Source organism: Ottowia sp. VDI28, from assembly GCF_049532675.1.
GTDB lineage: Bacteria > Pseudomonadota > Gammaproteobacteria > Burkholderiales > Burkholderiaceae_C > Ottowia.
Genome location: NZ_CP149820.1, coordinates 5929238 through 5954422, shown reverse-complemented (window position 1 = coordinate 5954422; position 25185 = coordinate 5929238). Strand labels below are relative to the sequence as shown.

The following is a 25185-nucleotide window of genomic DNA, read 5'->3' as shown; positions in this document are numbered from 1 at the left end:
CATGTACGTTGCAGTCAAGGGCGGCGAGACCGCCATTCTCAACAGCTACCGCTTGCTGGCACAACAGCGCCGTGGCGACCTGGCGGTGCCTGAGCTGAGCATCGGGCAGATCCGCTCCCAGATGAAACTGGCGGTGGACCGCGTGATGACCGAAGGCTCGGTCTACGACCCTGATCTGGCGGCCCTGGCCATCAAGCAGGCCAGCGGCGATCTGGTGGAGGCGATCTTTCTGGTGCGGGCGTACCGCGCCACCTTGCCCCGCTTGGGCGAAACCCGCGCGCTTCGCACGGCGAAGATGAGCTTGTCGCGGCGCATTTCGGCCACCTTCAAGGATGTGCCGGGCGGCCAACTGCTGGGGCCTACGTACGACTACACCCAGCGCCTGCTCGACTTCACGTTGATGGCCGAGGGTCAAGGGGAAGCCTCTCTTCCTGCCGAGAGCGGTGCCGCGGTTTCGGTACCGGTGGATGCGCCGCGCGTGGTGGATCTGCTCAATCAGGAAGAGCTGATCGAGATGTTCCCGGAGCCTGCCGGTGATCCCGCTCCGAAGGACCTGACGCAAGAGCCGTTGCGCATTCCGGCTGACCGGCCTACGCGCTTGCAGAACCTGGCGCGCGGCGACGAAGGCTTTCTGCTGGCCATGGCTTACTCGACGCAGCGCGGCTATTCGCACACCCATCCTTTCGTGGGCGAGATCCGCCTGGGCATGGTGGCGGTAGAGCTGGCGCCCGAAGAGCTGGATTTCCCGATTTCCATTGGCGATATCGAAGTGACGGAATGCGAGATGGTCAACCAGTTCGCGGGCAGCAAGACGGAGCCGCCCAAGTTCACGCGCGGTTATGGCCTCACGTTTGGCCACTGCGAGCGCAAGGCCATGGCGATGAGTCTGGTGGATCGTGCACTCCGGGCGCCGGAGCTGGGTGAGGCTGTGGAATCACCCGCCCAGGAGCAGGAGTTTGTGCTCTTTCATAGCGACAGCCTGGAAGCTTCCGGCTTTGTGCAGCATCTCAAGTTGCCGCACTACGTGGATTTTCAGGCGGAGCTGGATCTGGTGCGCCGCATGCGTGCCCAGGCGCGCTCCGAGGCCCCAAGCAACGAACAGGAGAACACATGAACATGCCTGTGGAACAAGGCCTGATGCAGGCAGCACTCCCGGAAACCGCGGAGCTCGCGCCTCAAGTCAACTTTGCCTACCTTGATGAGCGGACCAAGCGCATGATCCGCCGCGCGCTGCTGAAGGCGGTGGCCATTCCTGGTTACCAGGTGCCGTTCGGTTCGCGCGAGATGCCGCTGCCCTATGGATGGGGCACAGGCGGTATTCAGGTGACGGCTGCGGTGATCGGGGCGGGCGACCGGCTCAAGGTGATCGACCAGGGGTCTGATGACACCGTCAACGCGGTGAACATCCGCCGCTTCTTCCAGCGGACCACCGGAGTGCCTGTGACGACCCGTACACGCGAAGCGACCATCATCCAGACCCGGCACCGGATTCCGGAGACACCGCTCAGCGAGGGGCAGGTGATCGTCTACCAGGTGCCGCAGCCCGAGCCCATGCAGCGCCTGGAGCCACGCCAATCCGAAACACGCACGCTGCATGCGCTGGCCGAATATGGGCTGATGCATGTGAAGCTGTACGAAGACATCGCGCGCTACGGGCACATCGCGACCACCTACGACTATCCGGTGATGGTGAACGACCGCTACCTGATGGCGCCTTCGCCGAATCCGAAGTTCGACAACCCGAAGATGCACATGAACCCCGCTTTGCAGCTGTTCGGCGCGGGGCGCGAGAAGCGCATTTACGCGGTGCCTCCGTACACCAAGGTGGAAAGCCTGGGGTTCGAGGACCATCCGTTCGAGGTGCAGAAGTGGAATTCGGCCTGCGCCCTGTGCGGCTCTACCGAGAGCTTTCTGGACGAGATCATTACCGACGACCAGGGCACGCGGATGCACGTGTGCTCGGATTCCGATTACTGCCAGGATCGGCAGGCGGAAAGCGCTTCAGTTGCGGTTGATGAAAGGGGCCAGCCATGACGATTTGCGCTCGAGATTCCTCTCCCTTGCTGCGGGTGCGCGGCATGGCCAAACGCTACGGCGGATTGGCCGCGTTGAACGAGGCCTCGTTCGACCTCTGGCCTGGCGAAGTGCTGGCCGTGGTGGGCGAGTCCGGCTCGGGCAAGAGCACGCTGCTCAATGCCATCGCGGCCCGGATGGTGCCTGATGGCGGCACCGTGGAATACCGCATGCGCGATGGCGCGCTGCAGGATGTGCACGCCATGAGCCAGGCCGAGCAGCGCCTGCTGGCGCGGACAGACTGGGGTTTTGTGCACCAGAACCCCGCCGATGGCTTGCGCATGGATGTCTCGGCAGGCGCGAACGTCGGTGAACGGCTGATGGGACTGGGCAAGCGCCATTACGGCCAGTTGCGTGCCACCGCCGAAGAGTGGCTGCAGCGGGTGGAGATCGACCCCATCCGCATCGACGACGCGCCCCGTACGTTTTCAGGCGGCATGCGGCAGCGATTGCAGATCGCCCGCAACCTGGTGACGCACCCGCGCCTCGTCTTCATGGATGAGCCTACTTCAGGGCTCGATGTGTCGGTACAGGCGCGCTTGTTGGACATGCTCCGGCAGCTCACGCAGGAGCTGCAACTGGCCGTGGTCATCGTCACGCACGATCTGGCCGTGGCGCGGCTTCTGGCGCACCGGATGGTGGTGATGCAGCGCGGCCGCATCGTCGAATCGGGCTTGACCGACCAGGTGCTGGACGACCCTCAGCACCCCTACACCCAACTGCTTGTTTCTTCGGTATTGCAGCCATGACCTCTGCTGTTCTTTCCATGACCGGGGTGGGGAAAAGCTTCACCCTTCACCACCAGAGCGGCACCGAGTTGCCGGTTCTCAGCGATGTCGATCTGGAGGCCAGCCCGGGGGAATGCCTGGTGCTGGATGGCCCTTCCGGCATGGGCAAGAGTACCTTGCTGAAGCTGGTCTATGCCAACTACCTGGCCAGTGCCGGCCGCATCCGCGTGCGCGGTGCCGACGGCGAGTTCCTGGAGGTGACCGAGGCCAGCGCCCGAGATCTGGTGCGCATGCGCCGCGACACCGTGGGCTACGTGAGCCAGTTTCTGCGGGTGATTCCGCGCGTGTCCGCTCTCGATGTGGTGGCCGAGCCGCTGATGGAAGGCTGCGGCGCGGATCCGGAGGCCGTGCAGAAAGCCCGCGCTGAAGCCGCGAAGTGGCTGGAGCGCCTGCGCATTCCCCAGCGGCTGTGGGCGTTGCCGCCAGCGACTTTTTCCGGGGTGAGCAGCAGCGCATCAACATCGCGCGCAGTTTGATCAAGCCCCGGCCGCTGCTGCTGGTGGATGAGCCCACGGCATCGCTGGATGCCGCCAATACACACACGGTGGTGGAACTGATCCAAGAGGCCATGAGCCGTGGCTCGGCGGTTCTGGGCATTTTCCACGACCAGGAGGTGGGGGCGCAGGTGGCCACCCGCTTTGTCGATATGTCTCGCTTCAGGAAAAGTGCATGAAACCCAGTATCAGTTTCCTTAATGGCCGGGTAGTGCTGGCCGATGAAGTCGTGAACGGCAGCATACGGGTGGAAGATGGCCGTATCGCCGCGGTGGAGAGCGGCGTTGGTGTGGGGCAGGCCACCGGGCATGATCTGGATGGCGACTACCTGATGCCGGGGTTCGTGGAGATCCACACCGACAATTTCGAGCGTCACTTGATGCCGCGCCCGAAGGTGCAGTGGGCCGAGACGCCTGCGCTGCTCGCGCACGATGCCGAGGTGGCAGCCGCTGGCATCACTACGGTGTTCGATGCGCTGGGTGTGGGCGATGCCGATCCTGAAAGCCTGCGGGGCGGTGCGTGGCAGCAGGTGCTGAACACCATTGACACCTGTTCCGAACAGGGGTTGTTGCGGGCCGACCATCATTTGCACGTGCGCTGTGAGCTGCCCGCGCCGAACACCATCGACTTGTTCGCGCCGTTCCACGGGCATCCAAGGCTCTCGCTGATTTCCTTGATGGACCATACGCCGGGCCAACGGCAATGGGAAGATATCGAGCAGGCCCGGGTGTACTACACGGGCAAGAAAGGCTGGAGCCTGGAGAAGTTTCAGCGGCAGGTGGAGTACGCGGCGGAGCTGCAGGCGCGCTATGCGCAGCCGCACCGGGCGTATTTTGTGGACTACTGCCGGGCGAACGGGATCGCCCTGGCCAGCCACGACGACACCACGGAAGAGCATGTGCGGCAGGCGCATGCCGAAGGGGCGAGCGTGTCGGAGTTCCCGACAACCGTCGCGGCGGCGCGTACGGCACGCGAGCACGGGATGCTCACGGTGATGGGCGGGCCTAACGTGGTGCGGGGCGGGTCGCACTCGGGCAACGTGGCGGCTTCTGAGCTCGCGCGTCTGGGGCTGCTCGACATCTTGTCCTCCGACTACGTGCCCGGCAGTCTGCTCGGGGCGGCCATGCGGCTGGTGAATGACGAACTGCTCAGCCTCCCGGAGGCCGTGGCAACGGTGTCGCGCAATCCGGCGCGCTCTTGCGGGCTGGGCGACCGGGGCGAAATTCGCGAGGGCTTGCGGGCGGATCTGATTCAGGTGAGGGTGGTGGATCTGCCCCGCGGTGGTCAGCAGGCCGTGGTGCGCGCGGCCTGGCGCGAAGGCCTGCGGGTCATCTAAAACCATGCCGTCACGAAATCTTCCGAACCTTGTCAACGGACTTTCACAAACTTTCCCGACACTGAAAGCTGTCTAGACATATTTGGGAATCCCCACATGGCTCTTCGTATTCACAATCTCAGCAAACGCTTTGCCAGCGGCAAGCTCGCGCTCGACAACGTCAGCATCGATGTGGCCGACGGCGAGATGGTGGCCCTGATCGGGGCGTCCGGCTCCGGCAAGTCCACACTGCTGCGCCACGTGGCTGGCCTGGTGGCGGGCGACGCCACGCCAGGGTCGGTGATCGAGGTGGCGGGGCGGTGCGTGCAGCGCGAAGGACGGATCCAGCGCGACGTGCGGCGCACCCGCTCCCAGATCGGCTTCGTGTTCCAGCAGTTCAATCTCGTGGATCGGCTGCCGGTTTTCATGAACGTGCTGGTAGGCCGGGTGCACGGCATGCCCTGGTGGCGAGGCCTGACCCGCTGGTTCACGGCCGAGGAACGTGCGGTGGCCTACGACGCATTGGCCCGCGTGGGAATTTCCGACTGCTTCGCGCAACGCGCCTCGACCTTGTCGGGTGGGCAGCAGCAGCGCGCGGCGATTGCCCGGACCCTGGTGCAGGGCGCCAAGGTGGTGCTGGCGGATGAGCCCATTGCCTCGCTCGACCCGGAGTCTTCGCGCAAGGTGATGGAGATCCTCGCCCGCATCAACCGTGAAGACCGCTGCACCGTGGTGGTGTCGCTGCACCAGGTGGATATGGCGGTGCGCTATTGCCCGCGCGTGGTCGCGCTGCACCAGGGCCGCGTGGTCTATGACGGCCCTTCCAGCGAGTTGACACCCGCACTGCTGCGTGAGCTTTACGGCATGCAGGCCGATGAGATCCTCAATGGCAGCAGCTCGCTACATGAGCCCGCCAAGCCGGCCTCTTCACCTGTGATTGCCTGGCCGGCACCCCTGGCACACGCTGCCTGATTTTTTCGCCACCTGATTTTCTCGCGCGCATTTCTGCGCGGTTCTTTCCTCCCCTTTTTAAAGAGATTCGATCATGATCAAGAAAACCATCTTGGCCGTTGCCATGGGTTTGTCCATGGCCACCGCCTGGGCCCAGGACATCAACTTTGGCCTGATTTCCACGGAGTCCTCGCAGAACCTGAAGTCCGATTGGCAGCCGCTGCTGGACGATCTGGCCAAGCAGACCGGGTTGAAGGTCAAGGCCTTCTTCGCCTCTGACTACGCTGGCATCATCGAAGGCATGCGCTTCAATAAAGTGCAGATGGCCTGGCTGGGCAACAAGTCGGCCGTCGAGGCGGTAGACCGTGCCAATGGGGAAGTGTTTGCCCAGATGGTGAACGCGGACGGTACGCAGGGCTATTACTCGCACCTGGTGGTCAACAAGGACAGCCCGATCCGCAGCGTGGAAGACGTGCTGAAGAACGGCAAATCGCTGAGCTTCGGCAATGGTGATCCCAACTCCACGTCGGGCTTCCTGGTGCCGGGGTTCTATGTGTTCGCGCAGAACAAGGTCGATCCCAAGTCGCTCTTCAAAGTGGTGCGCAATGCCAACCATGAAGCCAATGCACTGGCCGTGGCGAACAAGCAGGTCGATGTGGCCACCTGCAACAGCGAAGCGATGACCAAGATCGAAGAACGCCTGCCCGAGAAGTTCAAGGACATCCGCATCATATGGACTTCGCCGCTGATTCCGCTGGATCCGATGGTGATGAGCAAGGGCCTGCCTGAAGCCACCAAGGAGAAGCTGAAGAACTTCTTCTACAACTACGCGAAGACCGATCAGCGTGAGAAGGACATTGTCTACAAGATCTCCAAGCTTTCCGGGTTCAAGGCGTCCACCAATGACCAGTTGATTCCTATCCGCCAGCTGGATCTCTTCGGCAAGCGCAACAAGATCGAAGCCGACACCACGCTTGCCGCCGCTGACAAGACTGTCAAGCTGGCCGAGATCGACAAGCAGCTGGCTGCTCTCAAGTAAGCCCGGAGAGCTGAGGCATGACCACGTCCACCACTCACACGGCCTTGCAAGGTCTGGCTCATGTGGCCGTGCCGTGCCGCGCCGCGGCTTGGCCTGGTATTTTGGCTGGGCGGCGGTCATCCTGGTGCTGGCGGCTTCATGGAACGGCGCCGACATGCGGCCGATGGAGCTGTTCCGGGATTCGGGCAACATGGCCACTTTCGCGAGTGAGTTCTTTCCGCCCAATTTCTCCGGCTGGCGGATGTATGTCGAGGAATCGCTGATCACCTTGCAGATCGCGGTCTGGGGCACGGCGCTCGCGGTGCTGACCGCCATCCCGCTGGGTTTGCTGGCATCGTCCAACCTGGTGCCCTGGTGGGTGTACCAGCCCGTCCGCCGCGTGCTCGACATGTGCCGCGCCATCAACGAAATGGTGTTCGCGATGCTGTTCGTGGTGGCGGTGGGATTGGGGCCATTCGCGGGGGTGCTGGCGCTCTGGATACATACATCGGGCACCTTGGCCAAGCTGTTCTCGGAAGCGGTGGAGGCGACTGATCCGCAGCCGATCGAGGGGATCCGCTCCACGGGCGCTTCCGCGCTGCACGAGGTGGTGTACGGCGTGATCCCGCAAGTCACGCCGCTGTGGATCTCCTACACGCTCTACCGGTTCGAAGCCAATGTGCGCTCGGCCTCCGTCGTCGGCATGGTCGGCGCCGGAGGGATCGGCACGGTGCTGTGGGAAGTGATCCGCGCTTTCCAATATGCGGAGACTGCTGCGATCATGCTGATCATTGTTCTGACGGTGAGCTTGATCGACATGGCTTCCGCGCAGATACGAAAGCTGGTGCTCTGAACCCAGACCAGAAGTGACATGGCGTGGAGGACGGTTGAATTAGACTAGTCCGCACCCATGCTGAAATATCTTACTGTTCCCGTTACCCCGTTTGCGCAGAATTGCTCCATCGTCTGGTGCGATCGGACTATGGAGGCTGCCGTCATCGATCCGGGCGGTGATCTCGCGAAGATCGAGGCCGCCGTGCAGCGCCTGGGCTTGAAGCTCGGCCAGATCTGGTTGACGCACACCCATATCGATCATGCAGGCGGTACCGCCGAACTGGCCAAGCGGCATGGCTTGCCCATTACCGGGCCGCACCCGGGTGATCAGTTCTGGATCGATGCCCTGGAGGAGCAGTCGCGCATGTTCGGTTTTCCTCCGGCGGAGGCGTTCACGCCGGCACGCTGGCTGGAGGATGGCGATACCGTGCAGGTGGGCGAATCGGTGTTGAATGTGCGCCATACCCCGGGTCATACGCCGGGGCATGTGGTGTTCCATTCACCGGAGGCCAAACGGGCCTTCGTGGGCGATGTGCTGTTCGCGGGCAGCATCGGGCGCACTGATTTTCCTGGTGGCAATCATGCAGAGCTGATTTCCAGCATCACGGAGCGCCTGTGGCCGATGGGGAATGACACTGTGTTCATTCCAGGCCATGGGCCCGAGAGTACTTTCGGCCAGGAGCGGCAAAGCAATCCGTTCGTGGCAGGAACCTGAAGATACTGGGCTTTCTGGGACCGCCGAGCTCCAGCTCGGCAAGCGGCGCTTGCAGGTGCCCCGAATGCCGAGCTGGAGCTCGGCGGTCCCAGGGGGAGCACCCTTAGCTATGGACGGGGTTGCTGGCGGGGGCGCTGCGCCCCGCTGGCGTGGTCCCTGCACGTGATCTGCTCTGGGCGTAACGAGAGAGCGTCAGGCCGTCCGTCGAAATATCCGTTGGCCGGCCGAGCGCCAAATCCGCCACCAGCTTGCCCGAACCAGCGGCCATGGTCCAGCCGAGGGTGCCGTGGCCGGTGTTCAGCAACAGGTTGCTGTAGCGGGTGGGGCCGACGATGGGGGTGCTGTCAGGGGTCATCGGGCGCAGGCCTGTCCAGAACTCGGCCCGGGGAATATCGCCGCCGGTGAACAGGTTGCCCAACACCATCTCCAGGGTGGCGCGCCGCCGCGGATTCAAGCGCAGGTCGAATCCGGCCAGCTCGGCCATGCCGCCGACTCGGATGCGTTCGTCGAATCGGGTAATGGCGACTTTGTAGGTTTCGTCCATCACGGTGGAGCGCGGCGCGCGCGAAGCGTCGACCAGCGGCACGGTGAGTGAATAGCCCTTGACGGGATACACCGGCAGATCCAGGCCCAACGGTGCCAGCAACTCGCGCGAGTAGCAGCCAAGCGCCAGGACGTAGCGGTCGGCTTCGAGCACTTCGCCGTTTTCCAGGCGAACTCCGGTGATGCGGTTGCCGCTGGTTTGAAGGCCGCCGATGCGGGTGTCGAAACGGAAGCGGACGCCCATTTTTTTGGCTTGCTCGGCGAGCTGTGTGGTGAAGCGCTGGCAGTCGCCCGTTTCATCGCCCGGCAGGTGCAGGCCGCCGACCAGGCCGGAGGTGTGGGCGAGCGCGGGTTCGATGTCGGCCAGTGAATCGGCATTGGTCAGCAGGCGGTACGGCACGCCGCAGGTGTCCAGCACCTGGGTGTCGCGGCGGGCTGATTCGAGTTGGGCGGCGGTGCGGAAGACCTGCAGCGTGCCCAGGGTGCGCTGTTCGTATTCGATGCCCGTTTCCAGGCGCAACTGGCGCAGCCGATCACGGCTGTATTCGGCCAGCCGCGTCATGCGCTCCTTGTTCACGCCATAGCGCTCGGCAGTGCAGTTGCTCAGCATGGCGGCCATCCAGCGCCATTGGAAAAGGGTGCCATCAGGCCGCCATGCCAGCGGCGCGTGGCGCTGCAGCATCCATTTGAGGGCCTTCAGGGGAATGCCGGGCGCAGCCCAGGGCGTGGAATAGCCAGGGGAGACCTGGCCGGCGTTGGCGAAACTGGTCTCCAGCGCCACGCCCGGCTGGCGCTCCAGCACCGTGACCTCGGCCCCGGCGCACGCCAGATGATAGGCCGTGCTGACACCGATCACGCCGCCGCCAAGAACAAGAGCCTTCATCGATATCTCCTGGGAAATGAGAGAGAAACAGAGGAAAAGGAAGTCTATTTAAAGGAGGGGAGTGAAAAACACTGATTTGGGTTGCTGTTTGCGGGGTGAACCGCGAGAATTCCCTGGTTGAACCGCCCGGGGCCGTGAAATGCACTTTCTTGACCGAATCGACCGGAAAATCCTTGATGTATTGCAGCGCGAAGGCCGCATCCCGATGACGGAGCTGGCAGAGCGCGTGGGCCTGTCTACCTCGCCTTGCACGGAGCGGGTGCGGCGCATGGAACGCGAGGGGGTGATCCGGGGATACCACGCGCATGTGGACCCGGAAGCGCTGGGCAGGGGGCTGCTGGTGTTCGTGGAACTGACGCTGTCCTCGAAATCCGCCGAAGTGTTCGAGCAGATGCGGCGCGAGCTGCTGCATGAGCCCCGCGTGCTGGAGTGCCACTTGATCTCGGGCTCGTTCGATTACCTCGTCAAGGCTCGGCTTTCCGCCATGCGCGAATACCGGGATCTTCTGGGGCAGATTTTGCGCAAGGTGCCTGTGCCCGCGCAAAGCAACAGCTATGTGGTGATGGAAGAAATCAAGGAAGGGCTGATATTGCCTGTTGACCCGGTGGGGCCGGCATGAATTCCAGTGTGAATACGAGCATGAATAATAAGCAGATGACTAGCGAAAATAAGCCGGACAAGCCCTCCTGGCGTGAAAGCCTGAAGGTGTACCTGCAGCCGGCCAGCCTGCGCATGCTGGCGCTTGGCTTTTCCGCCGGCTTGCCCTTGCTGCTGGTGCTGGGGACGTTGTCATTCCGGTTGCGGGAGGCCGGCATCGATCGCAGCACGATCGGACACTTGAGCTGGGTGGGCCTGGCCTATGGCTTCAAATGGGCCTGGGCCCCGCTGGTAGACCGGGTGCCGTTGCCGGGCCTCACGCGCTGGCTGGGCCGGCGGCGAAGCTGGTTGCTGCTCGCGCAATGCGGGGTAGCCGTGGGGTTGGTGGGCATGGCGCTGGTGGACCCGCGCATTTCGCTCACGGCGGTGGTGTGGTGCGCCTTGGCGGTGGCTTTTGCCTCGGCCACGCAGGACATTGCGCTGGATGCCTACCGTATCGAGTCTGCCCCTACGGAGCAGCAACCGGCGTTGGCGGCGACCTACCAGACGGGGTACCGGCTGGCGATGATCTGGTCGGGCGCGGGCGTGCTCTGGCTGGCCGCGCGCGCGCAGGGCGCCACGGAAGGCTATGACAACGCGGCGTGGCAGGTGGCGTATGTGGTGATGGCCGTGTCGATGGTGGCGGGCATGCTGACGGTGCTGCTTTCGCCGGAACCTGTGCCGCTGCCGCTGCCACGCGCCCGAAGTGCCGAGGAGTGGATACGCTCGGCGCTCATCGAGCCGTTTGCGGATTTCTTCAGGCGCTACAAATGGCAGGCGCTCCTCATCCTGGCGTTGATTGCGGTGTACCGCATCAGCGACGTGGTGATGGGCATCATGGCCAACCCGTTCTACGTGGATATGGGCTACACCAAGGATGAAGTGGCGGCGGTGACCAAGATCTACGGCGTCATCATGACGCTGGTGGGGGCGTTCGTGGGGGGCAGCCTGTCGCTGCGCTTTGGTGTCATGCGCATCCTGATGCTTGGGGCGATCCTGAGCGCCTGCAGCAACCTGTTGTTCGCCTGGCTGGCGGGCTATGGGCACAGCGTGCCCGCGCTGATTGTGGTGATCTCGATGGACAACCTGTCCTCGGGCATCGCCTCCGCAGCTTTCGTGGGGTATTTGTCCAGCCTGACCAACATCAGCTACTCGGCCACCCAGTATGCGTTGTTTTCCTCGCTGATGCTGATGCTGCCGAAGTTTGTGGCGGGCTTCTCGGGTGACTACGTCAATGCCTTCGGGTATGGCACGTTCTTTACCAGCACGGCATTGCTGGGCTTGCCGGTGCTGGTGCTCGTGGCGCTGGCCATGCGAACGCAGCGGGCGCCGCGCGCCGCGGCGTGAAGGCATGGGGAGCCACTCATCACAGCCGTTTACCTATCTTTACGTTGCCGACAAGCGCCGCTGTTTCAAGGCGGGCAGGATAGTGATCAGGGGCGCTGCGTGCGCCTGCGTATAACGCGTGTATGAGGAACGCATGAACACACAACACCTGCTGATGATCGAAGACGATGCCCGCCTGGCGGGCATGGTGAGCGAATACTTGACCCAATCCGGCTTCGTGGTCACGCATGTGCTCGACGGTGAATCCGGATTGGCGGCGGTGCAGGACAAACTGCCTGATCTGGTCATTCTTGACCTGATGCTGCCTGACATCGACGGCCTGGAAGTGTGCCGCCGCCTGCGCGCGCTGCCGGGCGACGTGGCGCGCGTGCCGGTGCTCATGCTCACCGCCAAGGGGGATCCGATGGACCGGATCGTGGGCCTGGAGCTGGGCGCCGACGACTACCTGCCCAAGCCTTTCGAGCCCCGGGAACTGCTGGCCCGCATCCGTGCCGTGCTGCGCCGCCACCAGACGGGCAATGCGCCAGAGCACAAGCCCTTGCGCTTCGGCGCGCTGGAGATAGATCGCGATGCGCGCATCGTGACCGTGAACGGCCAGGCGGCCGATTTGACCAGCTACCAATTCGATCTGCTGGTCACCTTGGCGGAGCGCGCCGGCCGTGTGCTGACGCGCGACCAGATCATGGAGGCCGTGCGCGGGCGAGAGCTGGAGGCTTTCGACCGGTCCATCGATGTGCACATGGGGCGTATTCGTGCCGCCATCGAAGAGGACGTGAAGAATCCGAAGCGCATTCTGACTGTGCGAGGCGTGGGTTATGTCTTCGCGAAGAATCAGGATTGACATTGTGCAGGCGGCCCCATGAGCTGGACTTCCCTGATCGCCCGCAAACTCTACCTGCGCATCTGGCTGGCTGTCGCCGGCAGTGTGGCCGTGCTGAGCCTGCTGGTCGGCTGGGCCTGGCAGGTGGCCGAGCAGGAGAGAGACCGCGACCGCCAGATGTCGGCGCCGCGCGAAGTGCAAGTGCGCAACGCGGCAGGTGATCTCATCGGCAATGCTGAAGCAAGGCCGCGCCGCATGCCAGGCCAGGGCTGGGAGTTCGCGGTGGCGCTCGACAACGGGCAACTGCTGTATCTGCAGATGGCGCCACGCAACCGCGGAGGAAAGCGCGAACCGCCGCTCGCATGGCTGCGCCCGCCTTACGGCTTCTTATGGGTGCTCGGCTTGGCTGGCCTGGGCGTGATGTTGGGGATTTTCCCGGTGGCGCGGCGGTTGACGCAGCGGCTGGAGGCCTTGCAGCGCGGTGTGCAGCACTGGGGTGAAGGCAATCTGTCCGTCCGCCTGCCGGAAACCGGGCAGGATGAGGTGGCGGATCTGTCGCGCCACTTCAATGCCGCAGCCGCGCGCATCGAAGGGTTGATGGATTCGCAGGCTGCGCTGCTGCAGTCGCAGAAATCGTTGCTGGCCAATGCCTCGCATGAATTGCGTTCCCCGCTGGCGCGCATCCGCATGGCGATCGAACTGATGGGGCCGCAGACGCCTCTCTCGGCACGGGGCGAGATCTCACGCAACATCGCCGAGCTGGATCAACTGGTGGATGAGATTCTGCTGGCCAGCCGGCTGGATTCGAAGCAGGCTGATCTGGGAACGGTGGAGAGCATCGATCTGATCGGCCTGGTGGCCGAAGAGTGCGCGCGCGTGAATGCGGAGATGGAACTGGCGCCCGATACCCCCGAGATCATGGTGCCCGGCATTTCCAAGCTGCTGCGCCGTGCTGTGCGCAACCTGCTGGAAAACGCCTGCCGGCATGGCGGCCGTTGCGGCAGCTCTGGAGAGGTCAGTGCGGAGCTGCGCGTGGAAGACGGGCAAGCGGTTCTGCGCGTGAATGACAGGGGGCCCGGCGTGCCGCCCGGGCAGCGCGAGCGGATTTTCGAGCCCTTCTATCGCCTGCCGGGTGCGAGCGAGCGAGACGGAGGCGTCGGCCTGGGGCTGGCGCTGGTGCGCTCCATCGCCCTGCGCCATGGGGGCATGGTGTCCTGCGACAACCGGCCCGGCGGGGGCGCATGCTTCGAATTACGGCTGCCCGTGAAGGCTGGAAGCGGCCATTGACGCTTAGATCCAAAGGTTGAACAGCAGGCCGGCGCCCAACAGCCAGGCAAACAGCAGGGCTGCCAGGATCAGCGGCTTGGTGCCAGCTGCGCGCACGGCGCCGATGTGCGTGGTCAGCCCCAGAGCGGCCATGGCAAGGGTCAGCAAGATGTTGTCGAGGATGATGCCTTTCTCGATCACCACGGCGGGCAGGATGCCCAGGGAGTTGATGCCTGCCATCACGATGAAGCCGACGGCGAACCAAGGGATGGTGATACGGCTCTTGCCGTTGCCTGCCGGGCCGGAGCCTTTGGCCATCCACATGGAGAGCAGCAGCAAGAAGGGGGCAAGCATCATGACGCGCACCATCTTGGCGATCACGGCGACATCGGCGGCGTGGGGCCCGATGGCTTCACCCGCGGCCACGACTTGGGCCACTTCATGCACGGTCGAGCCTACATACAGGCCGAATTGGGCCTCGTTCAAGGCCAGCCAGCCATGGGCGGCGTTCAGGTGGAAGAGGGCCGGGTAGAGAAAGGTGCCGATGGTGCCGAAGACCACCACCGTGGCCACGGCCACCGAGACATCTTCCGCGCGGCCTTTGACCACGGGTTCGGTGGCCAGGACCGCGGCAGCACCACAGATCGAGCTGCCGGCACCGATCAACGCCACGGTACGTCGGTCCATGCCCAGCACTCTGTTGCCCAGCCATTGGGCCAGCAGGAAGGTGCTGCCCAGCACGAGCGCGTCGACGAATACGCCTTCCATGCCGACCTGGCTGATGTCCTGGAACGTGAGGCGCAAGCCGTAGAGGATGATGCCGGCGCGCAGCAGCCGGGCCTTGGCGAAGTTCACACCACTGTGGCAGGGGGAGGCCAGCTTGGCGTAGAACGTGTTGCCCGCGATCAAACCCAGGACGATGGCCAGCGTGAGGGCGCTCAGGCCGTTGTTGGTGACGATGGGGAATTGTGCGGCCCAGATCGCGATGGCGGCGATGGCGCCCGCCAGAAGGAGGCCGGGCGCGAGGGCCCGGAGCCAGCCCCAGGCGCTGTGCAGAGGCGCCAAGATGCCGGGTTTGTCGAGTGAATGTGTGGAAGTGCTCATGATCTCTGCGAGAGATACAAAGGCCGGATGGCGACGCTTTCTCTCGTGTTGATGCGCACTTTAGGAATTCAGGGCTTATTTGAAAAACGAATATTTCTTCTAGTAATAACCTAAATACCAGGTAGCATATGAAATTGATCCTGGGGGACATGGACTTTGCTGCATCTGACCTTGCGTCAACTGGAGGTGTTTTGCGCAGTGGCGCAAAGCGGCTCCACCGTGGCCGCCGCTGAGGTGGTGGCGCTGTCGCAATCGGCGACCAGTGCGGCCTTGCAGCAGTTGGAACTGGGCTTAGGTGTGGCCTTGTTCGAGAGGGGCGGCAAACGCCTGGCCTTGAATGACGTCGGCCGCGTGATGCTGCCCCAGGCACTTTCCCTGCTGGAGCAGGCGCGTAACCTGGAGCAGGCCTTCAGCGGGCACGCGGCCAACGTGCCCGTGCGCCTGCGCGTGGCCGCGAGCACCACCATCGGGACGTATGCGCTGCCGCAGGTGCTGGCGGTTCTGGCGTGCAGCCATCCTCACGTGCAAGTGGATCTGCAGGTAGCCAATACGAGGGAAGTGGCTCAGGCGGTGCAGACGCTCGAAGCCGATATGGGTTTGATAGAAGGCGCCGGCCATTGGCTGGGCCTGGACGTGGAGCCCTGGTTGCGCGATGAGTTGGTGATCGTGGCGGCGCCGGATCATCCGGTGGCGGTGCAGGCCCGGGACAAGCCTGTGGGCGTGGGCACGCTGCGCAAGGCGCCGTGGCTTCTGCGAGAACCCGGCTCAGGCACGCGTGAGGTGGTGGAACATGCCCTGCTGCCTCATCTGAAGCAATGGTCCGTGAGCTCCACCATGGCGAGTTCCGAAGCCATTGCGCGGTGCGTGGCGCAGGGCTTGGGCATCAGCTGCCTCTCATATGTGCTGGTAGAGGCGCTGGTGAAAAGCGGCTCCCTGGTCATTGTGCCGACGACCTTGCCACGGATGTGGCGGCATTTTTCGATCGTGCAGCGGGCGGGCAAGTGGCGCTCGCCGGCGCTTCAGGCTTTTGTGCGCGCCTGCCAGGAAGTGGCGGCCGACGAGGGGGGCGCGTGTAGGTTGGGTTGAGCGCAGCGAAGCCCAACAAGGGGCTGTTATGCGAGACATGCCCTCTGTTGGGTTTCGCTGCGCTTAACCCAACCTACGAAGTCAGGGGCTTTTCAGGGGCGTTGGAGAAAAATATCCAGATACTGCTGGCGCATGCGGCGGCGGTCGAAGGTGGCGTGCACGTGCTTCTGGCCGGCCTCTGCCACGCGTGAGGCGGTGGCGGGGTCTTTCAGCAGGCGTGCCATGGTGTCGGCCAGTGCCTTGGCGTCTTCGTGAGGCACCAGGAACCCGGTTTCGCCGTGGGTGAGGACTTCCTGCACGCCTTCGACGTCGGTGCCGATGCCGCAGCAGCCGGAGGCCATGCCCTCGATCAGGCCCAGGCCCAGGCCTTCATAGTGGGTGGAGAGTACGCACAGCTTCACGCGGCCAAGCAGTTCGGGCAGGTTGCTCACGTGGCCCATGAAGCGCACCTGCTGTTCCACGCCCAGTTGGCGTGCCAGGGTCTCAGCCCGCTGGCGCCAGCTGGATTTGCCTTCGCCCGCCAGGTACACCGTGGGCCGCAGCCCTTGTTCGGCCAGCAAGGCCGTGGCGCGGATCAGCGTGAAATGGTCTTTCTGCCCGGCAAAGCGCGCGGGCATCACGATGGCGTCCTCGCGTTCTTGCCAGGGGCGGCCTTGTGTCCAGCGTGACAGCTCGATGCCGTTCAGCACCACGGTGCAGCGTTCGGCCGGATGGCCCAGGCGTACCAGCGCGTCGCGCACTGCCCGGGATACGCCGATGATGCGCTCCGTCCGCTGGGCCAGCCACAGCGATTTCCGCAGGCGCCAGAACCCGTAGCGCTCGCGCACGTTGTGCTCGACCTGGATCAATCGTGGCACGCCTGCTGCCAGCCCCGCGTAGCGGCCCCAGAGGTGTTCGCTGAAACCGTGGGCCACGAGCACGTCGGGCTGCCATTCGCGGCAGATGCGCTTGAGCGCCCAGATGGTGGCGGTATGAGACCAGCGGGGCACCACCTCCACCCGCAACCCCAGCCCGCGCAATTGCTGTACGCGCGGCGCGGGATCGACGGAGGCACGGCGGCGCAGCACCAGCAAGGTTTCCTGCCCCGGCTGCTCGCCGCAGAGATCGATGGCGACTTGCGTGGCCCCAGAGAAGCCGCCCGAGACGAAATGCAGCACCCGCAACGGGCGCTGGTTGTCCGTGGCGGTGGAGACGGCAGAGGTCATGATTTAACTGGTTGTGCCGGAGAGGACTGGAGGCAGGCGAGCCAAAGCGTGACGGTGAGCAAGTACATCATGTTGCCGTTGTTGTGGGCGAACATGACTTGCGTCAGGCCGAAGCCGGCGAAGCCCAGCACGGTCATCAGGCCGCAGAGCGCGGCGGTGCGGCGTGCGCTGGCTTCGGCATCGGGGATTTGTACGGCATCCGAGGGTTCGCCAGGGTCGCGGCGCAGGCGGCGCGCGAAAAGCACACCGGGCACGGCGAAGAACAAGGCCAGCCCGGCTACGCCCAGCAGCCCGCGCTTGGCGAACATGTCGAGCCATTCGTTGTGGGCGTGGTTGAACTCCAGCGCCGCTTCAGGCATGTCGCGCCGGGCCACGGCTTCGCGCTGCAGTTCTTCGTAGCCGGTCTGGCCCACTCCTATCCAGGGGTGTGCTTGGCCGATGGCCAGGGCTTGCTCCCAGAAGGCGCGGCGCAACCCCACCGACGTGTTTTCCGGGCGCTGTTCCGCAGCACTCCATTCGTCGATGGCGATCGTTACGCGCTGCTGTACGGGCGGCAAGGCCAGCAGCACCAGGCAGGCAGCCAGCGTGAGGGCCACGGCCCGCAGGGCGCGAGGCAGTGATTGAGCAGGCGTGACCGGCGGTGCGCTGAACCAGAAGCCCAGCAGCAGCAGCGCAGGCAGTGTGACCCATCCGCCCCGGCTGCCGGAGGCCACGCTGGCGACGGTGCCCAGCAGCAAGGCCAGCCAGCCGATCGCTTTTTGCCGGACGTCAGGGGCCCGCATCGCGCGCACGCCGCTCCAGGCGGCCAGCAGGAGCGCGAGGTTGCCGAACTGAATGGCATTGGTGTAGCCGGCGGCACGGTCCCAGCCCAGGACGAAGACCTGCCACAGGGCTGTGATACCGGCGCCGATGGCGCCGATCCAACAGCCCCAGTTCACGGCAGCCTCGGACGGGCGCCTGCCGAGCAAAGCAGGCACGGAGAGGAACACCAGCAGATACTTCAGGCTGCGGTCCAGCCCGAGAGAGTTGGTGATGAGTTTGCCATCCACGACGATGTGCAGGCACCATACGAAGCCCATGAGGACGATCACGATCGCCCAAGCCCGCATGTCGCTTGGCCAGGTGATACGCCCCATCAGGACCGCCGGCCAGCGCGCCAGGCCGAGCAGCAGCAGCAGCACCGCGCCCCAGGAATAGCCCGAGGGGACGGTGAGGGAGAGCGCGAGCAGGAGAAAGACCGCGGCGTCAAGGGCCAGCGGCTCCAGGGGTTTGGTTCGCGCGGTCAAATGGGCAGAGGCGGAAGAGAGTCTGGGCGGCTTCCGGGAGAGGCCGGGCTCAATGCGCCGCGTGGAGGGCGGACGGATCCTTCAGCCGGTAGACGGTGCCGCAATAAGGGCACTTGGCCTCGCCGGTGTGGGCGATATCCAGGTAGACGCGTGGATGCGTGTCCCAAACCTTCATGTCGGCCTTGGGGTTGGGACAGAAAACGCCTCCCTCGGGGGTGACGTCTTTGGCGTTGAGTTCAATGACGGCTTGGCTCATACCCTGGCTTTCTCAGACCTTGCTGAGCCACTTGGCGTATTTCGCGTTGCGGCCGTTCACGATGTCGAAGAAGGCGTTCTGGATTTTTTCGGTGATGGGCCCGCGCGAGCCGATGCCGATTTCCACGCGGTCGAGTTCGCGGATGGGGGTGATTTCAGCGGCGGTGCCACTGAAGAAGCACTCGTCGGCGATGTAGATTTCGTCGCGGGTGATGCGTTTTTGCACCAGCTTCAGCCCCAAGTCCTCGCAGATATGCAGCACCGTGTTGCGCGTGATGCCGTTGAGCGCGCCGGCAGAGAGATCGGGGGTGTAGACCACGCCGTCTTTGACCACGAACACGTTCTCGCCCGCGCCTTCGCTCACGAAACCGGCGGAATCAAGCAGCAGGGCTTCGTCGTAGCCGTCGTCCAGGGCTTCCATGTTGGCCAGGATCGAGTTGCTGTAGTTGCTGACTGCCTTGGCCTGCGTCATGGTGATGTTGACGTGGTGGCGGGTGTAGCTGCTGGTCTTGACGCGGATGCCGCGCTTCATGCCTTCTTCGCCCAGATAGGCGCCCCAGGACCAGGCGGCGACCATCAGGTGGACGGTGTTGCCGCGGGGGCTGACACCCAGCTTCTCGGAGCCGAGCCACACCAGCGGGCGGATGTAGCAGCTGTCCAACTTGTTTTCACGCACAACGGCTTTTTGCGCTTCGTTGACCTGCTCCTTGGTGAAGGGCAGCTTCATGCGCAGGATCTTGGCACTGTTGAACAGGCGGTCGGTGTGCTCTTCCAGTCGGAAGATGGCCGTGCCGTTCACGGTGTTGTAGGCGCGCACGCCCTCGAACGCGCCGCAGCCGTAGTGCAGCGTGTGGGTCAGCACATGGATCTTGGCATCGCGCCAGTCAACCAACTGGCCGTCCATCCAGATTTTGCCGTCGCGGTCGGCCATCGTGAGGTCGGGGGCGCTCATGGGAATTCCTCAGCTTGTATGAAATAGGGGGCGGCGTGAGCCGCTGTGGTGCTGCGCCGATTTTATGGCAGGCCGGGAGGTGCTATGCCTGACCTGTCTCGGCGACGGCTTCGGAGGGGCGCTCGAAATGCCAGCGCACGAGGCGGCCACCCACGAATTCGCAGGTGACCTGGGCATCGCCCGGATCGCGCCACACGTAGATTTCAGGATCTTCGCCCTCCGGGGACTTCCGTTGCCCGAGCGAGCGGGTGAGGGCGATCACGTGAAGCAAGGGCAGTTTGGGGCGCAGCTTGGTGTTCAGCATGACCGCGCTGCCGACGTAGCCGATCGGCCGGTCGGAAGCCCGCTTCATGACGGTGATCATGCGTGTGTAGTTCAGCAGGAACCACAGCACCACGCCGCTGACCAGAAAAGCGATGCCCGACCATCCGCCAGCGCGCCAAGCCGCCGCGCCCAGGGCGATGGCGGCCACGAGAGTAAGAATACGTTGCCAAGTCATGGATGTGATTGTCGCCCGGTTTTCGTAGCAAACGGCCTCTCCGAGTGTCAATCATGGCACCCGCAGGAGTACAGGTACTCAAATGGCTGCGGAGCAAGCCATGCCCGTGCCTCCGCGGAGCGGGCTTGGCCCGGCCGCCGGAGGCGTCCCCTTTTCATCGCCGGGCCGCTCCCAAGATGAAAAAGCGGCCCCCTCGGGGGGCAGCGGACTACGCGAAGCGAGGGAGCGTGGGGGCCTTGTTCGGGGGAGACGCGTCAGCGGCTCAGGGGGGCTATTTACTAGCCTCTCTGGCTTGTTTCAGCCAGTCATCGAACTCCGTCTGGTGCGCTTTGATCCAGCCGTCTGCGTGGCGCTCGATGTCGGCGGCGGATTTCTCGCCGTTGTTCATGGCATTGTTTTCAGCCGTCACGTCAGTGATGGGCAATTTCATCAGAGAGAAGAGCTTGGCCGCGGCCGGATTTTCGTTGATGAATTTGCGGTTGGCCAGGATGCGCTGGGTGTTGATGACGGCGCCATAGTTGAGCCCGTTGGGCAGGGTGGTGTCCTGGCCGGCCTGCTCGCCGGGCGCGGCAGAGAACGGCACTTGCAGCCATACGACGTCCTTGCCAGGCACCAGGACGTTGCTGACCCAGTAAGGGGTCCAGGTGTAGTAGAGGATAGGCTGGCCGCTCTTGTAGCGGGCAATGACGTCGGCCATCAAGGCCGAGTAGCTGCCTTGCTGGTGTTGCACATGATCCCGCAGCTTGTACGCTGTGAGCTGGGTTTCGATCATGGTTTCGCAGGCCCACCCGGGCGGGCACCCGGTGAGGTTGGCGCGGCCATCGCCATCGGTGTCGAACAGCTTGGCGATTTTCGGATCAGCCAGCTGGGACATGTTGGTGATGTTGTACTGGTCGGCCGTTTTCTTGTCGATCAGGTAGCCCTGGAGGTTGTTGGCGACATAGGTGCTTTCGCGCCAGAGCTTGGCGTCGCCGCCGGAGTTCTTGTAGAAATCGTTGTGCATCGGATCCCAGTGGTCGGCCATGAAGGTGGCATCGCCGTTGGCGATTGCCAGGTGGGCCGTGGGGTATTCGACTTCACGGATGGGTTCCACCTTGTAGCCGAGCTTTTCGAGCGCTTTCATGACCAGCAGGGTCTGGAAGGTTTCCTCGGCGATCGAGCTTTTGAGCGGGATCACGGTCACGCCCTTGCCCGGCAGCTCGGGATCGGCTGCATGGGCGGGGGAAACGGCCAGCAGGCCGGCGGACGCCAAGGCCAGGCTGGCGCGGCGCAGAGAGTTGAATAGGTTGGTCATGAAAGGGTTCCTAGTAGATTGGTGCTTAGGCCGCGCGCGGGATACCGGCTGCGGCAGTGCCTGACGGGGTGGTTGCGCGGCCGCGGCTCAGCAGGCGGAGCACCAGGCCGACCGGCCCGCGCTGGTGCCAGGGCTGGCCGTGGCGCTGCGGCTGGCTCAGCGCCTGGGTCAGGCGGTCGAGCACGATGGCCAGGATCACGATGCCGAGGCCGCCGACCGCAGCCAGGCCCATGTCGAGGCGGCCGATACCGCGCAGTACCATCAAGCCCAGGCCGCCTACGGCGATCATCGAGGCAATAACCACCATTGACAGGCTCAGCATGAGCGACTGGTTGATGCCCGCCATGATCGAGGGCATGGCCAGCGGCAACTGCACCCGGGTCAGCAATTGCCAAGGCGAGGCACCATAGGATTGAGTGGCTTCGACCAGGTCGGGCCGCACCTGGCGGATGCCCAGGTTTGTGAGGCGCACCAGCGGCGGCAGCGCGAAGATGATGGTCACGATCACGCCCGGCACATTGCCAATGCCGAAGAGCATCACCACCGGCACCAGGTATACGAAGGCGGGTGTGGTCTGCATGGCATCCAGCAGAGGCCGGATCATGCGGTTGGCGCGTTCGGAGCGCGCCAGCCAGATGCCCAGCGGCAAGCCGATCAGCACGCAGAAGAAGAGGGATGTCAGCACCAGCGAGAGCGTGACCATGGCTTCGGGCCAGATGCCCAGCAGGCCGATGACCATCAGTGAAACCAGCGTGGCGATGGCCATGCGCGCGCCCGCCAGTTGCCAGGCCAGCAGCGAGAGAATGCCGATCATCACCAGCGTGGGCGGGTATTGCAGCGCGGCCTCGACACCGCCCAGGAGCGCATCGACAGGTTGACGCAGCGCCTGGAAAGCCGGGCGGAAATGGCCGACGAACCAGTTCAGGCCTTGGTTGATCCAGTCCTGCACGGGCAGGGAGCCGTCGAACCAACTGGTCACGGACTGTGTGGCATCGCTGACATGATTGGCGGATGGCGCGGCCGCATGGCCGGCTGCTGCCAGGCTGTCGCTCGCGCCTTGGAGGCTTTGTGCGCCCTGCGCCGTCAGGTCATGCGTGACGGCCTGCGGGCCGCCCAGCCATTCGGGCTGGGCATCTGCGGGCACGGCCTGGTAGGGGTCCTGGAAGGCGCTGGGTTCAGCGCTCATGTCGGAGGGGGTGGGGGCCTGGGCTACGGCATCGGGTCCGCCCAGCCAATCAGGCTGGGCATCGGCGGGGGCTGCCTGATAAGGGTCAACGAAGTTGGTCTTGTCGGATGTATTCATGGTGTCTCCTTTTTTCAGGCGGCTACCTGGACGGGCGCGGCTTCGGCGGCGGACGCTGGCAGCGGGTTGCCATCAGGGTCGGTGTTCGGGTCGAGGAAGGTGAGCAGCCGGTTCTTGCTGATGGTGCCGACGAACTGCCCGTCGGCCCCTACCACGGGCAGCGGTGCGGGCTGGCTGATCATGTGGCCGTAGAGTTCGGTGATGGGCGTGTCGGACGCAATCGGTTGCACGGCTTCCACGAAGGCGTTTTTCAGGCCCAGAGGGCCTTCGTGTCCCTGCAGCGCATCGCGCAGCGAGTCGGCCGATACGGCGCCCAGGTAGCGGTGGCGGGTGTCCACCACGTAGGCCCACTCGCGATCCTGGGTTTGCAGGCGCTTCAGGGCCGGGCGGCAGCCGCGCGTGGGGCTTTCGGATACTTCCACCTGCGTCTTGCGGGCGATGTCGCCTGCCTTGAAGACGGCTGCCGCGTCTACGCCGCGCACGAACTGCCGTACGTAGTCATTGGCCGGTTTGCGTAGGATTTCCTCCGGCGTGCCCACCTGCACGACCTGGCCGTCACGCATGATGGCGATGCGGTCGCCGATGCGCATGGCTTCGTCCAGATCGTGCGAGATGAAGACGATGGTGCGGCGCTTGTCCTGCTGCAGGCGCAGCAGTTCGTCCTGCATTTCGGAGCGGATGATGGGGTCGAGTGCCGAGAAGGCCTCATCCATCAGCAGAATCGAAGGGTCTGCCGCCAGCGCACGTGCCAGACCCACGCGCTGCTGCATGCCGCCGGACAGTTCATCCGGATAGCTGCTGGCCCACACGGCCAGGCCCACCTGGTCGAGCGCGGCGCGCGCGGCGGCCTCGCGTTCGGCCCGCGGCATGCCGGCCAGTTCCAGGCCGAAGGCAGTGTTCTGCAGTACCGTCAGGTGGGGCAGCAGGGCGAACGATTGGAACACCATGCTGATGTGCTTGCGGCGGAAGTCGCGCAGTTGCGACTCGCTGTATTGGGCGATGTCGTCGCCATCCACCAGGATGCGGCCGGCGGTGGGCTCGATCAGGCGGTTGAACATGCGCACCAGGGTCGATTTGCCTGAGCCTGAGAGGCCCATGACCACGAAGATTTCGCCGGCCTCGATGGTGAAGCTGGCATCGAACACGCCGATCGATTGCCCGGTTTCTTGCACGATCTCCTGCTTGCTCTTGCCTTCCGCAGCCAAGGCGAGGGCTCGCTCCGGTGCGTCGCCGAAGACTTTGAACAGTTTGTCGATCACGATTTGTTTGGCCACGGCCATTCCCTCCGGTTTCATCCAACCGGGCACGGCTAAAGCTGCAGGCCGAAACGACGCCAACGACGCCGACAACGACAGGCGAGTGCGGAGGCCGGGCCTGGTTGTGGGTTGTGGAACGCTCGTGTGCTTCAGCGCAGACGCGACGAAGCCGATGCCATGGGGGTGCCTGTCAGATGGCACAGTTCCCAGGCACGGCGGCTGGCCGATCTCAAGATTGAACGGAGAGGCCGCCACGAGCAAGACCTGGGCGCCAGAAGCGGCGCGGTCGGGTCTGGAGAACCATGATTATATCAAGAATAGTATGAAGCCGATAAAAAAATCGATTTATCGGTATGAAGAGAAGGCCTTTGCTGCGGAAAGCAAGAGAGGAGCCAGGGACGCCCAAAAGGCCTTTTTTATGACCTCTTTAGTGAAGTGGTTATTTTGGGTGGCTGATCAGGCGTTGAGAGAGCACTTGGGCGGTTTGGACGACCAGGGTGATCATGGATTCTTCTGGCATGCGTAAAGGCAGGCCGGTGTTCGCGGCCACCACTATGCTGCTGACGATTTCTCCTGCCTCTCCGAAAACAGGCGCCGCGAATCCGGTCACGCTGGAGTCCAGCTCGCTGCGGGAGACGTAGTGGCCGCGCTCACGAATGGCCTTGAGCGCGGAGAGAAAGCGAGGCCAGTCGGCGCCTATCGCGCAGACGTCAGGGCGGAGCGCTGGGTCGGACATGCCGGCGTCATATAGGCGGCGCAGCTTCCGGCGATCCAGGTGCGCCAGCACGACGTGGGCCTGTGAGCCGCGGAAGAGCGGCATGGGAAGGCCCTTGGAGTAGGTGATGCGCGCCGGCGTTCTGCCGGGAATGTGGGACACGTTGACGATCGTGTCCTCGTAGAAGTTGCACAGAAGCACGTCGCAACTGGTCAGCTCGGCCAGCCCTTCCATCAGGTCCTGGGCAGCGCTGATGACGGGATCGTAAAACCGGATCAAGTATTCCAGCTCAATGATCTTGGGGCCAAGGCGGAATTTGCCGGAGGAACGGGCGAGAAGGCCCGCCTGGCTGAGTTCGCTGGCGTAGCGGTACGCGGATGCCGAGCTCATGCCCAGTACTTCGGAAATCTCTTCCACTGTGATGACCGTGTGGTTCCGGCTGAACAGGTTGAGGATCGACATCACGCGCTGGATGACAGACGGACCTGCAGAAGGGTGGTCAACAGAATTTCTCATTTATTGAGATATTGACATATTTTTCATGGAG

24 protein-coding genes and 1 pseudogene are annotated in these 25185 nt (G+C 64.0%); 14 read left to right on the top strand and 11 right to left on the bottom strand.

All coding sequences use genetic code 11. The annotated features are described in order from the left end of the window. Position 1: 1 nt before the first annotated feature. The 9 genes and pseudogenes from WJU18_RS28240 (at position 2) to WJU18_RS28200 (ending at position 8188) form a co-directional block, all read left to right on the top strand. A complete protein-coding gene (locus tag WJU18_RS28240; protein WP_423457462.1) occupies positions 2 to 1114 on the top strand; it encodes a carbon-phosphorus lyase complex subunit PhnI in 1113 nt (370 codons plus the stop codon). Continuing rightward, the gene (locus WJU18_RS28235) at positions 1111 to 2034 is read left to right on the top strand and encodes an alpha-D-ribose 1-methylphosphonate 5-phosphate C-P-lyase PhnJ (protein WP_423457460.1); all 924 of its coding nucleotides are present in this window, start codon (positions 1111 to 1113) and stop codon (positions 2032 to 2034) included. Before WJU18_RS28240 ends, WJU18_RS28235 begins: the two co-directional genes overlap by 4 nt. Beyond that, positions 2031 to 2822 (top strand): phosphonate C-P lyase system protein PhnK, encoded by a 792-nt coding sequence (gene phnK, locus WJU18_RS28230; protein WP_423457458.1) that lies wholly within the window; start codon positions 2031 to 2033, stop codon positions 2820 to 2822. The genes WJU18_RS28235 and phnK overlap by 4 nt, the downstream gene beginning before the upstream one ends. Next, positions 2819 to 3534 (top strand): annotated as a pseudogene (phnL, locus tag WJU18_RS28225) (phosphonate C-P lyase system protein PhnL). Before phnK ends, phnL begins: the two are co-directional and overlap by 4 nt. Beyond that, positions 3531 to 4691: an alpha-D-ribose 1-methylphosphonate 5-triphosphate diphosphatase gene (locus WJU18_RS28220; protein WP_423457456.1), complete on the top strand. Its 1161-nt coding sequence runs from the start codon at positions 3531 to 3533 to the stop codon at positions 4689 to 4691. Before phnL ends, WJU18_RS28220 begins: the two are co-directional and overlap by 4 nt. Before the next feature lie 96 nt (positions 4692 to 4787). After that, positions 4788 to 5642: a phosphonate ABC transporter ATP-binding protein gene (phnC, locus tag WJU18_RS28215; protein WP_423457454.1), complete on the top strand. Its 855-nt coding sequence runs from the start codon at positions 4788 to 4790 to the stop codon at positions 5640 to 5642. A gap of 73 nt (positions 5643 to 5715) precedes the next feature. Further along, a complete protein-coding gene (phnD, locus tag WJU18_RS28210) occupies positions 5716 to 6660 on the top strand; it encodes a phosphonate ABC transporter substrate-binding protein (protein WP_423457452.1) in 945 nt (314 codons plus the stop codon). Between the two features lie 73 nt (positions 6661 to 6733). Continuing rightward, positions 6734 to 7492, top strand: coding sequence for a phosphonate ABC transporter, permease protein PhnE (gene phnE, locus WJU18_RS28205; RefSeq protein ID WP_423457450.1), 759 nt, complete (start codon positions 6734 to 6736; stop codon positions 7490 to 7492). Between the two features lie 57 nt (positions 7493 to 7549). After that, positions 7550 to 8188 carry an MBL fold metallo-hydrolase gene (locus WJU18_RS28200; protein WP_423457448.1) on the top strand — a complete coding sequence of 213 codons (639 nt, stop codon included), beginning with the start codon at positions 7550 to 7552 and terminating at the stop codon, positions 8186 to 8188. Between the two features lie 103 nt (positions 8189 to 8291). On the opposite strand, the gene WJU18_RS28195 is transcribed toward WJU18_RS28200, so the two are convergent. Then, positions 8292 to 9614, bottom strand: a complete 1323-nt coding sequence (locus WJU18_RS28195) for a D-amino acid dehydrogenase (RefSeq protein WP_423457446.1) — start codon at positions 9612 to 9614, stop codon at positions 8292 to 8294. Positions 9615 to 9753: 139 nt separating this feature from the next. Here WJU18_RS28195 and WJU18_RS28190 point away from each other — a divergent pair, with 139 nt between their 5' ends. From WJU18_RS28190 to WJU18_RS28175, 4 genes are all read left to right on the top strand, one after another. Further along, on the top strand, positions 9754 to 10233 hold the full coding sequence (locus WJU18_RS28190; RefSeq protein WP_423457444.1) for a winged helix-turn-helix transcriptional regulator: 480 nt from the start codon (positions 9754 to 9756) through the stop codon (positions 10231 to 10233). A gap of 35 nt (positions 10234 to 10268) precedes the next feature. Then, complete coding sequence (locus tag WJU18_RS28185) at positions 10269 to 11597, top strand: AmpG family muropeptide MFS transporter (RefSeq protein ID WP_423457442.1); 1329 nt, start codon at positions 10269 to 10271, stop codon at positions 11595 to 11597. A 133-nt stretch (positions 11598 to 11730) separates the two neighbouring features. After that, the gene (locus WJU18_RS28180; protein WP_423457440.1) at positions 11731 to 12438 is read left to right on the top strand and encodes a response regulator; all 708 of its coding nucleotides are present in this window, start codon (positions 11731 to 11733) and stop codon (positions 12436 to 12438) included. 18 nt (positions 12439 to 12456) lie between these two features. Further along, positions 12457 to 13704: a sensor histidine kinase gene (locus WJU18_RS28175; RefSeq protein WP_423457438.1), complete on the top strand. Its 1248-nt coding sequence runs from the start codon at positions 12457 to 12459 to the stop codon at positions 13702 to 13704. Positions 13705 to 13707: 3 nt separating this feature from the next. On the opposite strand, the gene WJU18_RS28170 is transcribed toward WJU18_RS28175, so the two are convergent. Next, positions 13708 to 14787 carry a YeiH family protein gene (locus WJU18_RS28170; RefSeq protein ID WP_423457436.1) on the bottom strand — a complete coding sequence of 360 codons (1080 nt, stop codon included), beginning with the start codon at positions 14785 to 14787 and terminating at the stop codon, positions 13708 to 13710. Positions 14788 to 14943: 156 nt separating this feature from the next. On the opposite strand from WJU18_RS28170, the gene WJU18_RS28165 reads away from it, so the two are divergent. Continuing rightward, entirely contained in the window at positions 14944 to 15873 is a 930-nt protein-coding gene (locus tag WJU18_RS28165) for a LysR family transcriptional regulator (protein ID WP_423457434.1), read from the top strand. Positions 15874 to 15965: 92 nt separating this feature from the next. Here WJU18_RS28165 and WJU18_RS28160 read toward each other — a convergent pair whose 3' ends face one another. The 9 genes from WJU18_RS28160 to WJU18_RS28120 form a co-directional block, all read right to left on the bottom strand. After that, positions 15966 to 17078 (bottom strand): glycosyltransferase, encoded by a 1113-nt coding sequence (locus WJU18_RS28160; protein ID WP_423457433.1) that lies wholly within the window; start codon positions 17076 to 17078, stop codon positions 15966 to 15968. After that, positions 17075 to 18364, bottom strand: coding sequence for an O-antigen ligase family protein (locus WJU18_RS28155; RefSeq protein WP_423457432.1), 1290 nt, complete (start codon positions 18362 to 18364; stop codon positions 17075 to 17077). The genes WJU18_RS28160 and WJU18_RS28155 overlap by 4 nt, the downstream gene beginning before the upstream one ends. Positions 18365 to 18413: 49 nt before the next feature. After that, positions 18414 to 18620, bottom strand: a complete 207-nt coding sequence (locus tag WJU18_RS28150) for a zinc-finger domain-containing protein (RefSeq protein WP_423457431.1) — start codon at positions 18618 to 18620, stop codon at positions 18414 to 18416. Positions 18621 to 18632: 12 nt separating this feature from the next. Then, on the bottom strand, positions 18633 to 19571 hold the full coding sequence (locus WJU18_RS28145) for a branched-chain amino acid transaminase (protein ID WP_423457429.1): 939 nt from the start codon (positions 19569 to 19571) through the stop codon (positions 18633 to 18635). 82 nt (positions 19572 to 19653) lie between these two features. Next, complete coding sequence (locus WJU18_RS28140) at positions 19654 to 20070, bottom strand: glycerate kinase (RefSeq protein WP_423457428.1); 417 nt, start codon at positions 20068 to 20070, stop codon at positions 19654 to 19656. Between the two features lie 271 nt (positions 20071 to 20341). Then, on the bottom strand, positions 20342 to 21364 hold the full coding sequence (gene proX, locus WJU18_RS28135) for a glycine betaine/L-proline ABC transporter substrate-binding protein ProX (protein WP_423457427.1): 1023 nt from the start codon (positions 21362 to 21364) through the stop codon (positions 20342 to 20344). 25 nt (positions 21365 to 21389) lie between these two features. Then, positions 21390 to 22667, bottom strand: coding sequence for a glycine betaine/L-proline ABC transporter permease ProW (gene proW, locus WJU18_RS28130; RefSeq protein ID WP_423457426.1), 1278 nt, complete (start codon positions 22665 to 22667; stop codon positions 21390 to 21392). Positions 22668 to 22681: 14 nt separating this feature from the next. After that, positions 22682 to 23941, bottom strand: a complete 1260-nt coding sequence (proV, locus tag WJU18_RS28125) for a glycine betaine/L-proline ABC transporter ATP-binding protein ProV (protein WP_423457424.1) — start codon at positions 23939 to 23941, stop codon at positions 22682 to 22684. A 421-nt stretch (positions 23942 to 24362) separates the two neighbouring features. After that, positions 24363 to 25154, bottom strand: coding sequence for an IclR family transcriptional regulator (locus WJU18_RS28120; RefSeq protein ID WP_423457423.1), 792 nt, complete (start codon positions 25152 to 25154; stop codon positions 24363 to 24365). Between the last annotated feature and the right edge of the window lie 31 nt (positions 25155 to 25185).